The sequence below is a fragment of the Robiginitalea aurantiaca genome, assembly GCF_030380815.1.
GTDB lineage: Bacteria > Bacteroidota > Bacteroidia > Flavobacteriales > Flavobacteriaceae > Robiginitalea > Robiginitalea aurantiaca.
Map to the genome: position 1 here is coordinate 26,151 of NZ_JAUDUY010000002.1, position 14,553 is coordinate 40,703.

16 protein-coding genes are annotated in these 14,553 nt (G+C 47.3%); 7 read left to right on the top strand and 9 right to left on the bottom strand.

Features of this window, described 5'->3' with window-relative positions; genetic code table 11:
• Nucleotides 1-6: 6 nt before the first annotated feature.
• The 3 genes from QU605_RS03655 (at nt 7) to QU605_RS03665 (ending at nt 3,381) form a co-directional block, all read left to right on the top strand.
• Nucleotides 7-489, top strand: coding sequence for an amidohydrolase family protein (locus QU605_RS03655; RefSeq protein ID WP_289723915.1), 483 nt, complete (start codon nt 7-9; stop codon nt 487-489).
• Between the two features lie 20 nt (nt 490-509).
• Complete coding sequence (locus QU605_RS03660; RefSeq protein WP_289723916.1) at nt 510-1,775, top strand: carbohydrate porin; 1,266 nt, start codon at nt 510-512, stop codon at nt 1,773-1,775.
• A gap of 196 nt (nt 1,776-1,971) precedes the next feature.
• Entirely contained in the window at nt 1,972-3,381 is a 1,410-nt protein-coding gene (locus QU605_RS03665; RefSeq protein WP_289723917.1) for a hypothetical protein, read from the top strand.
• Between the two features lie 26 nt (nt 3,382-3,407).
• Here the strand turns inward: QU605_RS03665 and QU605_RS03670 are convergent, their stop codons facing one another.
• Entirely contained in the window at nt 3,408-3,788 is a 381-nt protein-coding gene (locus QU605_RS03670) for a VOC family protein (RefSeq protein ID WP_289723918.1), read from the bottom strand.
• A 63-nt stretch (nt 3,789-3,851) separates the two neighbouring features.
• The gene (locus QU605_RS03675; protein ID WP_289723919.1) at nt 3,852-4,532 is read right to left on the bottom strand and encodes a TrmH family RNA methyltransferase; all 681 of its coding nucleotides are present in this window, start codon (nt 4,530-4,532) and stop codon (nt 3,852-3,854) included.
• Nucleotides 4,533-4,666: 134 nt separating this feature from the next.
• Here QU605_RS03675 and QU605_RS03680 point away from each other — a divergent pair, with 134 nt between their 5' ends.
• Complete coding sequence (locus QU605_RS03680; protein ID WP_289723920.1) at nt 4,667-5,359, top strand: SIR2 family NAD-dependent protein deacylase; 693 nt, start codon at nt 4,667-4,669, stop codon at nt 5,357-5,359.
• Here QU605_RS03680 and QU605_RS03685 read toward each other — a convergent pair.
• Nucleotides 5,322-5,795 (bottom strand): heme-binding domain-containing protein, encoded by a 474-nt coding sequence (locus QU605_RS03685; protein WP_289723921.1) that lies wholly within the window; start codon nt 5,793-5,795, stop codon nt 5,322-5,324. The genes QU605_RS03680 and QU605_RS03685 overlap by 38 nt on opposite strands.
• A 36-nt stretch (nt 5,796-5,831) precedes the next feature.
• Between QU605_RS03685 and QU605_RS03690 the strand changes: the two genes are divergently transcribed.
• Together QU605_RS03690 and purB are read left to right on the top strand one after the other, a co-directional pair.
• Nucleotides 5,832-6,386 carry an adenylosuccinate lyase gene (locus QU605_RS03690; protein WP_289723922.1) on the top strand — a complete coding sequence of 185 codons (555 nt, stop codon included), beginning with the start codon at nt 5,832-5,834 and terminating at the stop codon, nt 6,384-6,386.
• Nucleotides 6,387-6,463: 77 nt separating this feature from the next.
• Nucleotides 6,464-7,807: an adenylosuccinate lyase gene (gene purB / locus QU605_RS03695; RefSeq protein WP_289723923.1), complete on the top strand. Its 1,344-nt coding sequence runs from the start codon at nt 6,464-6,466 to the stop codon at nt 7,805-7,807.
• 16 nt (nt 7,808-7,823) lie between these two features.
• Here the strand turns inward: purB and QU605_RS03700 are convergent, their stop codons facing one another.
• The 5 genes from QU605_RS03700 to QU605_RS03720 all read right to left on the bottom strand — a co-directional run bounded on the left by QU605_RS03700 (nt 7,824) and on the right by QU605_RS03720 (nt 10,871).
• Nucleotides 7,824-8,663, bottom strand: coding sequence for a mechanosensitive ion channel family protein (locus tag QU605_RS03700; protein WP_289723924.1), 840 nt, complete (start codon nt 8,661-8,663; stop codon nt 7,824-7,826).
• A 108-nt stretch (nt 8,664-8,771) separates the two neighbouring features.
• Nucleotides 8,772-9,323 (bottom strand): GFO_1091 family lipoprotein, encoded by a 552-nt coding sequence (locus QU605_RS03705; RefSeq protein ID WP_289723925.1) that lies wholly within the window; start codon nt 9,321-9,323, stop codon nt 8,772-8,774.
• Nucleotides 9,324-9,381: 58 nt separating this feature from the next.
• Nucleotides 9,382-9,936, bottom strand: coding sequence for a GFO_1090 family protein (locus tag QU605_RS03710; protein ID WP_289723926.1), 555 nt, complete (start codon nt 9,934-9,936; stop codon nt 9,382-9,384).
• A gap of 13 nt (nt 9,937-9,949) precedes the next feature.
• A complete protein-coding gene (locus QU605_RS03715; RefSeq protein ID WP_289723927.1) occupies nt 9,950-10,375 on the bottom strand; it encodes a PG0215 family putative anti-sigma factor in 426 nt (141 codons plus the stop codon).
• Nucleotides 10,362-10,871 (bottom strand): GFO_1088 family ECF-type sigma factor, encoded by a 510-nt coding sequence (locus QU605_RS03720; protein WP_289723928.1) that lies wholly within the window; start codon nt 10,869-10,871, stop codon nt 10,362-10,364. The genes QU605_RS03715 and QU605_RS03720 overlap by 14 nt, the downstream gene beginning before the upstream one ends.
• A gap of 244 nt (nt 10,872-11,115) precedes the next feature.
• Between QU605_RS03720 and QU605_RS03725 the strand changes: the two genes are divergently transcribed.
• Nucleotides 11,116-12,621: a GFO_1087 family putative carboxy terminal peptidase gene (locus tag QU605_RS03725; protein ID WP_289723929.1), complete on the top strand. Its 1,506-nt coding sequence runs from the start codon at nt 11,116-11,118 to the stop codon at nt 12,619-12,621.
• Between the two features lie 29 nt (nt 12,622-12,650).
• On the opposite strand, the gene QU605_RS03730 is transcribed toward QU605_RS03725, so the two are convergent.
• A complete protein-coding gene (locus QU605_RS03730; protein ID WP_289723930.1) occupies nt 12,651-14,510 on the bottom strand; it encodes a TonB-dependent receptor plug domain-containing protein in 1,860 nt (619 codons plus the stop codon).
• Nucleotides 14,511-14,553: the final 43 nt, after the last annotated feature.

The window sequence follows — 14,553 nt, forward strand, 5'->3', positions numbered from 1 at the left end:
TTTCCCATGAGATGGGAAGATCCCTACGAGGCTTACGTTGGGCACCTCAAAACGGCCGGTTCGCACGCGAAAACTTTGAGATTAGCTCGCGAATTGGGGGTCCCACTGATGCAGTTAATTGCCCAAAATAGCTATTGGTCTGCCAAGCACCTGGGAGATGCTGGGTTGGAAGCCATGCGGAAACGGGGAAGGATGCAGGAGGGCATGGTAGCCGATATTACAATCTTCAATCCGGAAACGGTAACAGATAATGCCGGGTACAAAATAGAATCCAACGGTTTGCCCTCTACCGGTATCCCTTACGTCCTGGTCAATGGGGTAATTATGGTGAATGATTCCAAGGTACAGGAAGGGGTTTATCCGGGCCAGGCCATACGCTATCCCGTGGAAGAAAAGGGACGATGGGTCCCACTTGAAAAAGAATCCTATTTAGAAGAATTGCTTGTTCCTGATTTCCCCGAGAGTGTTTTTGATCACGGAGTAGAATAAACCAGCCAGCATATAGTTCTATGAATTTGAGTCACTACCTTTACAAACTGTTATTGCCGGCCCTAATGATCGGGTCTTCGGTGACCCTAAATGCTCAGGAGCAGCCTAAAAAATCTGACTCATTGCCCAAACTGGGAAGTGCCGATCAGGTGGACAACCGACTGGAACTCGACCAGAAAGTCACCAAACCCCTTCTTGAACTCCCTTTTCTCACCCCATACTTCGATTTTAAGGAGGGTGTCAAAACAAGTTCAGGCCTGGGTTTTGCCACAGAATACAGCAGCCTTTTTGTGGGCACCAATGCAGATATGGGCCAGGGTAAGGCGAGCAGCGGAATCTGGAAATTCTACGGCTCCTGGGACCTTGTTGGACGAAAGAGCGGGAATAGCGGTGCGCTAATCTTTAAGGTAGAACATCGGCACAAGTATGGTAACATACCTCCAAAAAGCCTCGGTCTGGACATGGGTTACGTGGGTTTTATCGCTCCCCCGTTCAGCAACGATGGCTGGAGGGCGACCAACCTGTACTGGCGTCAGCGATTTATGAAAGGACGGCTCGCGGTAGTCGCTGGATTTTTGGATGTGACGGATTTCTTTGACGTCTATGCCCTTGCCAGTCCCTGGATGCATTTTACAAATTTTGCCTTCTCGACAGGTGCTGCTGCAGTGAATGTACCCAATGATGGCTATCTGGGACTCTCTGTGGGTGGGTGGATTAGCGACAAGGTTTACGGGATTGCCGGTTTTGGGGATATTAACTCAGATCCCTCAGACATCTTCAATGGGTTTGACGCCTTTTTCACTAAAAAGGAATACTTCAAACATGTGGAAATTGGAATTACCTCTTCCAAGGACTATATGCTACTGGACAATATCCACGTGAGCTTCTGGCAGCGGGACGCCACTTCAGCCACCGGGGATCCAAACGGTTGGGGCCTCGTCTTGTCAGCCACAAAGTATCTCCAGGAAACCTATCTCCCCTTCTTTCGGTATGCTTATACAAAGGACGCCGGGAGCCTGCTGCAGCATTCTATTGTGGCAGGTATCGGGTACCAGCCGCTACCCGGGAGTCACCTGGCTGGATTTGCCTTTAACTGGGGGCAGGTCAATGAAACCACATTTGGCACCGGCCTCGATGACCAGTTTGCATTTGAATTGTTCTACAGGCTGCAACTTTCGTCCAAGGTGGCAGTGACCCCGGACCTCCAATACATGATCAACCCAGCTCTGAATCCGGAACAAGCTTCTATCTTTCTTTACAGCCTAAGGGCCCGGATCGTCTTATAACCCATTTTCAGAAGCTTTTTTGACCCTATGTGGTATACAGGATAATTAAGGAATATACTTCATTTCTTGAAAGGACTATTTGATATTTAAATCCATTTTTTAGGCGAAATTTCCAACCCGGTGAAAGTATCCTTACTTTCTTTGTTTTCCGATAGGGTTGAGCGTATCTTTAAGTTGTTAATCCATTAATTGGCCAATGCTAAGGTATTTTTATCTTATCCTCGTATTTCATATATCCGTTGCTGTTGGACAGGAAGGAAATTACAAATTTGAGAATTTTGGTAATCAGTCCGTACTTCTGAACGGAAACGTAACCGGCAGCGTTTCTGATCTGGGGCTTACCTACTATAATCCCGCACGACTGGGGTTAATTGAAAACCCATCCTTTACCGTTGGTGGTAAGGCCTTTCAATGGTCGTTGTATGATTTCAATAACGTACTCGAGTCCAATCGAAGTTTGAGCTCCAATAAATTCGGTGGATTGCCAGCAACCATTGCGGGAACCTTCGATCTGAAACAATTTCCAGGGCATAAATTCGCTTATTCGATACTCTCCAGACAGCGTTCAGAAGTAGATCTTGGTTTCGACTCGGGCCTGAGGGAAGACCTGGATGAAGAAGACGCTATTCTGGCCACCGAGCAGCTCGCCGACGTCTACTTTAAGGATCGCGTACGAGATGACTGGTTTGGGCTGACATGGGCCTATCCAATTTCCGAAACCTTAAGTGTTGGTGCCTCGGTTTTCGCGAGTATCTATTCAAATGATGGGCGGGGGGATATCCTGCTAAATGCCCGGACTGAGGAAGACCAGGTTATTACTTATGTCAACCGGGTTGACTATAGACAACGAACCTATGGAGCGCAAATTCGACTCGGGGCCGCCTGGACACTCTCCAAGGTTGAAATGGGTGTCAATGTATCACTTCCGCTAATTGCAGTTTATAAAAAAGCTTCTTTCCGGTTTAAGGAATCTCTCAGTAGTACTGCCCCTGGAAATGGATTTATTACGGATTTTAACAACGACGATTTGGAAAATCGCAGAAAAACTGCCCTTGGTATTGCCTACGGTATTGGATATCCCTGGAAAAACCACACACTCCATTTCAACCTGGACTGGCATGCTTCAGTTGGGGCATATGATCGGATCACTATTCCCGATGATGCCCTTGAAGACCTGGAGGAGAATCCATTCAAAGAAGAACTCAGACCCGTTTTGAATTTCGGGATGGGCGGGGAATTCTATGTCTCCCCTTCCATTAATGTAATCGGCAGTTTTAGTACGGATTTCTCCGCATCCAAGCGCAGCATCAACCTGTTTGATTTTGTCAATCAGAGCACAGATGAAATTAACCTGATCGATGACCTCTGGCATTTTGCCGCAGGCCTTGATTTGCACAGGCCATGGGGAAACATTATCGTAGGGACAAGCTATGCACGTTCGCAGATCACAGTAGGTACGGCTCCCCGCATTCCGGAGGAATCCCTGTCCGTACAACCCCGAAATATTTCCACAGATATCAGTTACGAAAGATGGAGATTCATAATTGGTATCGAAATCCCCATTATTACAGAAAAAATACAAGGGGTCCCCATCCCAATAAAATAGGGATGAATTAAGCTTTTATTCGCCTTCTACTTTCTGGAATGCAGTGCAATGCGATTCCCTTCTGAATCCAGGAAAACTCCCATAAATCCTATGGCCTCACTAATCTGGGTCTTCGGTTGTAAAATCTGTCCGCCTGCCCCCGCTACCCGGTCCAGTTCCTGCTGTAAATCCTCACAGGCAAAGTATATGACCGGACCTTTGGAATCACTGGGAGTATACCCTGTTTCATGCTGTACAAGGGAACCCGAAGCGCCGGGCTTTCCATCGGCAAATGGAAACCAGCCCATAAGCAGGTCGTTAAACTGCTGAACCTCAATTTCAAAACCAAATACGTTCTCGTAAAACCGCCTTGCGCGCGCCATTTCCAGGACCGGGATTTCCACCCAACTGATTACATTTTCTTTCATAACCTATATATTTATTATCATCAGGAATTTGATATACTAATGCTTGCCTTTAAGGCAGGCCCTTCATATTTTACGGGTGCCTGATTTTTCAGTATAGTACCGATTAATGATTTGCGGAGCTGAGTGTATGCTTTTGCACGTCCAGTCCATTCGTTTTTCAAGCATTTCATTTTCGCTTAACCTCCAATCCAGCGAAGATGCATTGAGCTGCTCCCTCAGGCGTTGTAATAGAATAGCAGCTGCGACGGAAACATTCAGGCTTTCCGTGAACCCGAACATCGGTATATAAACGGCCGCATCGGCCTGCTTCAAAACCTCAGGGCTCAGGCCTTCCTTCTCCGTTCCAAAAAACAGGGCGGTTGGCGTTTCCAACAGAAAATCCTGGAGGGGTATGGCGTTTTCACTGGGTACCGTGGCAATAATGCGATATCCCTTTGCGCGTAATTCACCAATACAATCGAGACTTGTTTTATGCCTTTGGATATCGACCCATTGCTGGGCCCCCATGGCAATATTTTTATCCAGGCGTTGTCCGAACCGGCCTTCTATCAAATGTGCCTCCTGTATACCGAACGCGTCGCACGATCGGATGACCGCACTGGCGTTATGCATCTGAAAAACATCTTCCAGGGCCACAGTCAGAAAACGCGTCCGCGAAGCCAGAATTTCTAAAAATCGCTCCTTCCGCTCCGGGGTGATCCGATCTTCCAGATAATCCAATAAATCGCGATCAATTGTTGCCATTCGTTTTATCCTGAGTTAAATTTAACAAAAACATCAAATCAGTGACATGATTTCCGGGCTTCAGCACAAATTCTGAGAATTCAGACCCGGAATCTGCGTATAGCCTGTACTAACCTAAAACATACATGAATTCCATGAAGAAACTCGTCGTCCTCAGCGGTGCGGGTATGAGCGCAGACAGCGGAATAGATACCTTTCGCGATAGCGGAGGTCTATGGGAAGGGCACGATGTGATGGAAGTGGCCTCTCCCCAGGGTTTCGAAAGAAATCCTGGGCTTGTACTCGATTTTTACAACAAGCGAAGACAGCAACTCTTCGAAGTGGTCCCCAATGCAGGACATCAGACCCTGGCGGCCCTTGAAAAACATTTTGAGGTTCATATCGTAACCCAGAATGTGGACGACCTGCATGAACGGGCAGGAAGTACCCGGGTTATGCACCTTCATGGTGAACTTCTGAAGGCCAGAAGCACCGGCCCATCTCAAAAGGTTTACCGGTGGGAAAAAGACATTTATCCGGAAGATCGATGCCAGGAGGGGTTTCCGCTGCGCCCCCATATTGTCTGGTTTGGAGAAGCCGTTCCCCTACTCGATAATGCCGTGGATCTGGTGATGCAAGCAGATATCCTTTTAGTGGTGGGCACCTCCCTCCAAGTATATCCGGCTGCCGGGCTGCTGGGCTATAAAAGATTCGGAGTGCCCCTATATCTGGTAGACCCGAATCCGAGTCTGAAACAGGGAGATATGGACCACCTTACAATCCTGGCGGAGAAAGCCGCAAAAGGCCTGCCTATTTTGGCAAATCAGCTACTTGATATATTGCTCTAGTCTTATTTGCCCACGCGATAATCGCCTCCCTCTGTGCATCGGTCAGGCGGGCGTCTTCATGCGTCCAAGTGTACTCATCCAATGGCATTTCACCGGACTCCACCGTTTCGACAACCTCTTCTAACTTGTGATCTTTCTTTTTACTGCTGTACTGCTCCCAGGCCGCGAAGTTCAAATGCTCTTTGCCGTCTTCTATATGATCGGCCAGCCACCACGATACAGGTGCTACCTGATTGTACCAGGGGTAGTTGGTGGTGTTGCTGTGGCAGTCGTAACAACTCGACTTTAAAACGGCTTCTACCTCGTCAGATGGACTGGTTTCTGCCAGAAAAGCGTCCAGATCAGTTGCTGGGGCGTTGTTTTTTTCAGGGCGATAAAACTGGATCGCTATAAACAAAATCAATAAGGTCCATCCTATTTTTTTGCCTAATTTCATGATGGAAAATTTTTTGACTAAAGTAATTCAACTGAATTGAAATCCCAATTAAAAACCCAACTGGATTATGTGAACGCAACTCGTAAAAGCAGAGGTGAAATGGCAGATGGCATACTCGGGAATCCAAAACTTTTTCGCCCCTTGCTCGAAATTGCCCTGGAAGAGCATTCTGATTTGGGTTCAAGGGCATGCTGGATCCTGGAATTCACCTTCAAAAAGCGACCCGAACTGCTGTACCCTCATTTGGATCTGTTCTTCAGTGGTTTGCCTGAACTCCGCAAATCCTCCTCCATCCGGCCCATGGCAAAAATCTGTGAATTACTCACACTTTCCTATTATAAACCATCTGAAAACCACCCTCCTCCCCTTACCAAAAACCACCGGGAAGCCATAACGGCTGCCTGTTTTGATTGGCTGATCCAGGGGGATAAAGTAGCGCCGCAGGCCTATAGCATGCAGGCCCTGGCCCTGCTCGGACTGGAATTTGAGTGGATTCACCCAGAACTTAAGGCTGTGGTGGAACAGCATTATGAGACCGGATCACCAGCCTATAAAGCCCGGGCACGCCAGATCCTGAAAAAGCTTAGTTAGAACCCAGAACTGAACCCTGTCGAAAGGCTTTCCCATAGCTCAGGATTCAGTATATTTGCCCTTCTTAAATTTCACTTATGGCAAGCCACACGTTATTGGCCATCTCCCCCATCGACGGGCGATACCACGCAAAAGTACAATCCCTTGAGCCCTATTTTTCGGAGGCTGCCCTGATTCGGTATCGGGTACGCGTGGAAATCGAATACTTCATTGCCCTTTGCGAAGTGCCGCTTCCGGAATTAAAATCTTTTAGTCCGGATGACTACGAAAAATTGAGGTCTGTTTACCAGGACTTTACCCTCGAACAGGCAGAAGAAGTCAAGGAAATAGAAGCTACGACCAATCACGACGTCAAAGCAGTTGAGTATTTTATCAAAAAACGTTTTGACGCTCTTGGGCTCTCTGCGCACAAGGAATTTATCCATTTCGGATTAACCTCCCAGGACATCAACAACACGGCGATCCCACTTTCGTTAAAGGAGGCCACTGAAGCGATTTATATCCCCGAATACCAAAGTCTGTTGGCGCTCATCGAGGATTTGGCGACCCAATGGAAGGATATTCCAATGCTGGCCAGAACCCATGGGCAACCGGCTTCCCCTACGCGTCTGGGTAAGGAATTTGAAGTGTTTGCACAGCGGCTCAGGGAGCAATTCCGTCTCCTGGAGCAAGTTGCGATTCCCGCTAAATTCGGAGGTGCTACCGGGAATTTCAATGCCCACAAAGTAGCATACCCGGCTATTGACTGGAAAAGTTTCGGAACTGTTTTTGTCGAAAGTCGGCTCGGGCTTCATTATTCGTTCCCCACTACCCAGATTGAGCACTACGATCATTTGGCTGCCTTTTTTGACAACCTGAAACGCATCAATACCATTCTCATTGATTTTAACCGGGATCTGTGGACGTATATCTCCATGGACTATTTCAAACAAAAAATCCGGAAAGGAGAAGTTGGCTCCTCCGCAATGCCCCACAAAGTAAATCCCATCGACTTTGAAAACTCAGAGGGGAACCTGGGCATCGCCAATGCTATTTTTGAACACTTATCCTCCAAGCTTCCCCTGTCGCGTTTGCAGCGTGACCTAACAGACAGTACCGTACTCCGGAACATCGGTGTTCCGATTGCCCATACCCTGATTGCGCTTCAATCCACGCGCAAGGGGCTTGGCAAACTCCTTTTAAACGAGGTCAAAATCCGGGAAGACCTCGAAGCGAATTGGGCTGTGGTGGCTGAGGCCATTCAAACAATCCTCAGGAGGGAAGGTTTTCCAAATCCGTATGAGGCCTTAAAAGGATTAACGCGTACCAATGAGGCCATAACACAGCAGTCCATTGCCCGCTTTATCGATACCCTGGAGATTTCAGAGGTCCTCAAAGGGGAGCTCAAAGCGATCCGGCCTGAAAACTATACGGGCATTTAATGCCGCCATTGCCCGATTAGTCCTGCTTGTGGATTTCCACAGAGTGTGGATACGGAATTTCGATTCCCGCTTCGTCCAGGGCAATTTTACAACCCTCCTGGGTGGCAAAATAAACATCCCAGTAATCTTCGGGTTTGCAGAAAGGGCGCACCGCAAAATTTACGGAACTATCGGCAAGCTCCAACACGTTGACTGATGGGGCAGGATCCTTGAGTACTTTGGGATTCGATGTAAGTACGCCCAGCAAAACCTCTTTGGTTTTTTTAATGTCCTCGTCGTAACCGACTCCGATTACAATATCCACCCGGATTTTACCCTCAATGGTGAAGTTTATGATATTTCCATTGGCAATGGGGCCATTGGGGACAATAGCGAGCTTGTTCTCTGGGGTAACCAGTTTGGTCGTGAAGATATCGATGTCCTTTACGACACCCAATTCACCCTGGGCATTGATCAGATCACCAATGCGGTAGGGCTTGAAAATGGCGATCAGGACACCCCCTGCGAAATTCGAAAGGGAACCCTGTAAAGCCAATCCTACGGCGAGACCTGCGGCGGCAAATATGGCGGCAAACATGGTGATGTCCACGCCCAGACGTGAAACGACCAATATGATGAGTATTACCTTGAGCAGCCATGATATGAGATTCATCAAAAAACGCTGCAGGGATTCATCGTATTTGCTTTTCTGCATGACCCGTTTCAGCCCACCAACCATCTTTTTGATCAACCAGGATCCAACAATGTATATGAGAATCGCCCAGAGGACGTTCGGACCGTTTTCAATGACGTAATCCATACCCTTCTCTACCCAGACCTGGGCCTCTTTATAAGCTGTACTATCCGATATTTGCATGTTGATGGTTTTAGAACAAGAGTTCCAAAATAAGGAGATTGCACCACAATAAAAAATCCCGGGATCACATTGTGAAACCCGGGATTACAGGATCTTCTGATAGGAATCTCAGCCGTTGAATAAATCTGCGATTCCTTCCAGTCCCTTTCCATCCAAATCGGCATTTTCAAGGGCATTCACAAGGTTCATGAGGTGGGCTGGGTTCATGTCATTACCCAAAACACGGATCAGGGCAAAGCCTTTGTCTTCGCTTGTTCCATAGATTACAACCTCATCGATGGCGTCGCCTTCACCTTTAAATTTAATAACCCCTTTGGCGTACTTGGAATTGAGTTTCATCAGCTCCTTAAAATCCGAATCCTTCAGGATTTCATTTACAGTAGCCCTTTCGGCTTTAAAGGCTTCTGAGTTCTCTTCAGTTTTCCTGAATGCCAGGATATTCAACTTCTTCAGGGATCTCAGGGCTTCCACCTGTGTCTCGTCCAAATCGGCCTCATCCAGATTCAGGATATTCGCAGGAACATCCAAAGCCAGAAAATTCGGATTTTCCGAATTGTTTACATAGTACTGCTGAAGACTCGGGGTAGTGGAGCAACCCGTCACCATAAGTAATACGGCAAGACTACCCAGGATTGATTTAAAAAATGAATTTAACCTCATGATTGATCATATTTAATCGGTCAGATGGGCATCTAACCCATCTGACCGATTTTTGTTTTTACTTGTTAGACTTCTTCTTCTCGGCTTTTTCCAGTTCCTCCGGCAGGTTCATCTTCCGGGTGAGGGATCCGATTTTGGTCAGGTCTATATCTCCTGTTAAGGTTAACAGGACCGTCTCAATACTCCGATCGTTAATCTCTACATCCATATCCTTGATACCGGTCACAAACATTAAGAGTTCACTTACGTGATCGTCATCTTTACCATTTCGGATATAAAACTTTACGTTGGCATCCTTATCCTTAACCCGCATCAGTTCTTCCAGGGAAGCGGAGCGCAGGTATTTGTCCACTGTGGTTTGCATGTCTGCAGAGACGCCTTTATCTTCGGTGACGAATACCTTCAGGCCGCTCAGGCTCTGGGCAATATCCATAAACTCACGCGCTTCAGGGTCATCTACATCTACATCCATTTTAATCAACAGATCGAACATATTCTTATTCACGATTACCGAACTGACCTCATCCATATCTTCGTATTTATCGAAAATGGACTGTGAGAAACCCGCCAGGGGTGTCAGCAACAATAAGGTGATAGCGATGTACTTTTTCATGATGTTTCGTTTTTTAATTTTGGTTTAAAATCTTTTGTTTTGTTTGTTCAAATTCTCCCAGAAAGGCTACTTTTTCAGTACCCCTGTCCAGGTTTTGCGCGATCAGCCCAAAGGCCTTTCGGGTTTCTTGATAGGCGTATTCCGCTTCGCGCTGGTCGCGGACGTGCTTCCCGAAATACAAGCCGAACATAAGCGTAAGAACTGCTGCGATGGAAATCCACCTGTAGCTAAAGCTTTTTCTTTTGGTTTCTAATGGAACCTCACGTGCAGAACGTTCTTTTCCGGCCTGGGAGAAGTACCCGAACATCGGTTTGTACATTTCCAGTTCGGGGGAAACCCCGTCACTTAAAAAATAGTCCCTGAGTTCTTGCTCTTCAGCTTCCGTTGCGGTCGCTTCGAAGTACTTCTCTAAAATGATTTTTATCCTATCCAATTCCATAGCGATGTTTTTCTAAAAGTTTTTCCCGCACGGCTTTCCGTGCCCTTGATAATGTAACCCGAACCGCTGTAGGCTTCATATCCATCAGCTTTTCGATTTCGGAATAATCATAAGCTTCCACATCCTTGAGCTGGAGTACCATCCGCTGTTGTTCCGGAAGTTCATTCATGATCCGGGAAACCCAATCCAGGCTGTCCCGTGCTTCTACCTGCTGCTGAAGGGTAGATCCTCCGTCTGAGAAATTGCTGTGAACCAACTTTAAGTTTCCCGCTTGTCGCGATTTTAGCCGGTCCAGGCAAAAATTTCGTGTCATTGTCATGGCAAAGGCCTCAACATTGGAATATCCTAAAATCTTTTTCTTTCCGCTCCAGAGCTTCATGAGCACTTCCTGAGTCGCATCTTCAGCTTCTTCCGAGGAAACCAGCAACCGCTTCGCAAGCCTGTAAAGCTTGTCCTTGAATGGTAAAACAATCTCAAGGAACTCGGACTGTGTCATTGTTATGCTTTGTATTGATGATTCCACCTTTAGTTTCCGGTTTACATCATGAAGACGAAACTATCATAAATTTGTTACAAAAAATTTTTTATGACTCCCAAGGACACTAATTTTGTTCCCTTAAACGTTCGATATACAGGACTTTTGTCGGCTTTTTTGTCCGGCAAAAAAAAAGTTGGTTCTAAGAAATCTGATTTGGAATGATCCTTGATCGGAGTAGAGCCGTAAGTAATAAAAAACACCTATGAAGCAATTGCGCTATATTTTCATTGCCCTGGCGCTGGTAGCATGCAGCAATGATGATAATGGAGTTGGACTGCCGGATAATCCCAATCCGGATCCGGATGCAGATGTAGTAGTTCAGGATTTTATGTGGCAGGCCATGAACCTCTGGTATTTCTGGCAGGGGGATGTACCCGATCTGGCAGATGACATCTACCCTACTGTTGGAGAATACACAGACTTCCTGGCCTCAGAAAGTGATCCGGCCGCTTTTTTTGACAACAAACTTCGATTTGCAGATGACCGTTTCAGTTTTTACGGGGACGATTATACGGAACTAACCCAGAGTTTGGCGGGTATTTCCAGGAATAATGGAATGGAATTCGGGTTAATTCAATTCGATGGGAGCTCAAACATCTTTGGCTATGTTCGCTATATCCTGCCAAATTCAGATGCCGCGACCAAGGATATTTCGAGGGGAGAACTCTTCACAGGGGTAAATGGAGTTACCATGACATTGGACAACTACCGGGACCTACTCTTTGGCGACAATGCGACCTACACCCTGAATATGGCAGACATCCAGGGAAATGACGTAGTTCCAAACGGCAAGGAGGTCACCCTTACCAAAGAAGATAATTTCCAGGAAGATCCCGTTTACCTCACTGAGGTTTTTGAGAATATTGGGGGTGAGACTGTAGGGTATTTAATGTACAATGGGTTTACCAATGAATTCGATCGCGAACTCAATGATGCCTTTGGATTTTTCGTTTCCAGAGGGGTAACGGAACTCATTCTGGACCTGAGGTATAATTCCGGAGGGTCTGTGAATTCGTCCCGTCTGCTTTCGAGTATGATCTACGGTACAAAGACGGACCAGGTCTATGTGGAACAACAATGGAATGACAAAATACAGGAAGCGTTTACAGATGATGATCCGGATGCGTTAAAGGACTTTTTTGCCAGTGCAGTCGCTTCGGGTGTACCTATCAATACACTTAACCTCAACAGGGTCTATATTCTTACAACCCGGAGCACAGCTTCAGCAAGTGAACTGGTGATCAATGGCCTGGATCCGTATATATCGGTTATTAAGATCGGTACCACAACCCGTGGGAAAAATGAATTTTCGTTGACAATGGTGGACGATCCGGGCAGGCCCGGTGCTCCTTTTATCTATACCCCGGAGCGGGAAGGAGATATCAACAGCGAGAATAGCTGGGCAATCCAGCCCCTGGTTGGCCGGAATAAAAATTCCGTGGGGTTCTTCGATTATACAGACGGATTTGCTCCGGATATCGAATTACAGGAAGACCTTGAAAACCTTGGGGTGCTTGGAGATCCGAATGAACCGCTGCTCGCCCGTGCACTGCAGCAGATATCGGGAATCTCCGCCAAGCGGTTTATCGCACCTTCAATGCCGGCAGAGCCCTTTACCCATAACAAACTATTCCTTCCTATGAAGGACAATATGGTACTCGATAAGAAAATACAACTTCCCGAGCGCCTGCTTCAGGCCCGTCAGTAAAAAAAAAGCCTCCCGATGGGAGGCTTTTTTTATAGTTTTAGGGACCACCCGATCATCAGGTTACGTCCCGGGGTCTGAAAGCCCAGGACCTCCGTAAAGGATTCATTCAACAGGTTCGATGCGCTGATAAAGGCATCGAGTTTTCCGGGCATGACCACATAATCCAATCGCAAGTCCACAAGGGAAAAGGGTTCCAACTCAACCTGGGTAAAGGTTGTAAAATCCGTGTCCGTACGGGTTCCGGTATAACTGTAGCGAACAAGGGCTGAAAACCGTTTTCCCAGTGGAGTCTGTGCAACGGCATTGAACTTGTGTTTCGGAATACGGATGGCATTTGCCCCTTCAGGCTCTGTGAAGGTATAATTGAGCCCGACACGGCCGCCTGCAGTCCATTCCCATATCAATTCCCCTTCAAAACCCTTAACGCGTACGGGTTCCCCCGCGTTAAAATAGATAAAGTCCGCATTGTCGAAAAGGATGGTATTCTCTTCCCGCCTGTCGAAGAATAGCCCGCTGATTCGCACTCCGGTATTTAAACTCAGTTCCAGCCCTGCTTCCAGGGTCCTGTTTTTTTCGGCTTCGAGCTCGGGATTCGCACCAAAAGCCCCATACAATTGGGCCAGAGAAGGCGTAATATAGGCCGTAGCCCAGGAGCCCATGACTTTTAGGTAGCCCTTTTCGAATTTATAGGCATAAGAGGGATTTAAGTGGTACACGCCCAGGGTACCGTATGTGGAATGAATGTTTACACGGAGTCCGCCGTTGAGATTGAGGCCATGTGGACCGGTCCAAACCAAATTCAGGTAGGGGTCAACAATGGTAAATTCCTCATCATTTTCCAGGGTAGCCTTGTCGTTTATCATATTGAGTCCCACCAGCGCGTTGAGATACTCTCCGAATTTTCGCTTGTACGTCAGGTCTGCCGTCCAGTTGCTCCCATCAAAACTTCCGGGGAAATCACTGCGGTTTTCGGATTCAAAATCTGTAAACGCCCCCAGCAGCTGAAATTCCTGAATGGTATCTTTCCACTGCCACTGCAATCCGGCCCGCTTCTGAGACGTCCGGTACTGGAATGGGGCATCTGTTCCATTAAAAGAATCGTCGTAATCGGCCTTCATATTGGTCAGGTTCGCAAAAACCCCCAGTCGGGATTTCTCCGACAGTTGATTCCCCACCCTCATATCTGCAGACCAGTTTGAATACGGATCGGGCTCCGTACCCACTTCAAGGGAAGACAATCCATTGGCATAGTCCTGGGAAATCGCCGCCTGATAATCCCATTTCCCCTGACTCCCCCCTAATTGGGCACTGTGATTGAATACACCGAGATCCGCATCGGATTCCTCAGGGGTGTTTTGAGTCCCAAAACTCCCCTGGGCATTTACGTAAAAAGGTTTCTTCTCCGGAGATTTTGTGCGGATATCAATAACGGCTGTAGCCGCATTCGCCCCATAGAGCACGCTGGTTGCTCCTTTGATAATCTCAATGGACTCGATGCCTGCAACTGGTAAAAGGCGAAGGTCGTATTCCCTGGCGGCCGAGGAAGGATCAGAAACCCTCAGGCCATCTATCCTCACGACGACTTGTCGACCCCTTCCTCCCCGGATAAAAACGCCAAGGACTTCTCCTGGCCTTCCCCTACTCCCTGAAATTTCAATTCCCGTTTGCTGGTTCAGCACCTGGGCCACTGAAGCCCCCTGATAGGATTTTAAAATTTCCGGTCCAAGACGGATGACTGTTTTACCGGACTGCTCCCGTTTCAATGGGAATCTGGAGTCACTTACAACAACCTCATCCAAGATCTGAACAGATGTGGTATCGACTGGGTTCTGGGCGCTGGTTACCGCCGACAGTGCCATAAAGACGCACCATATCCATAATTTTTGCATGATAAGATTACATAGAACGAGATGTGCCCAGGCAATTACGCTT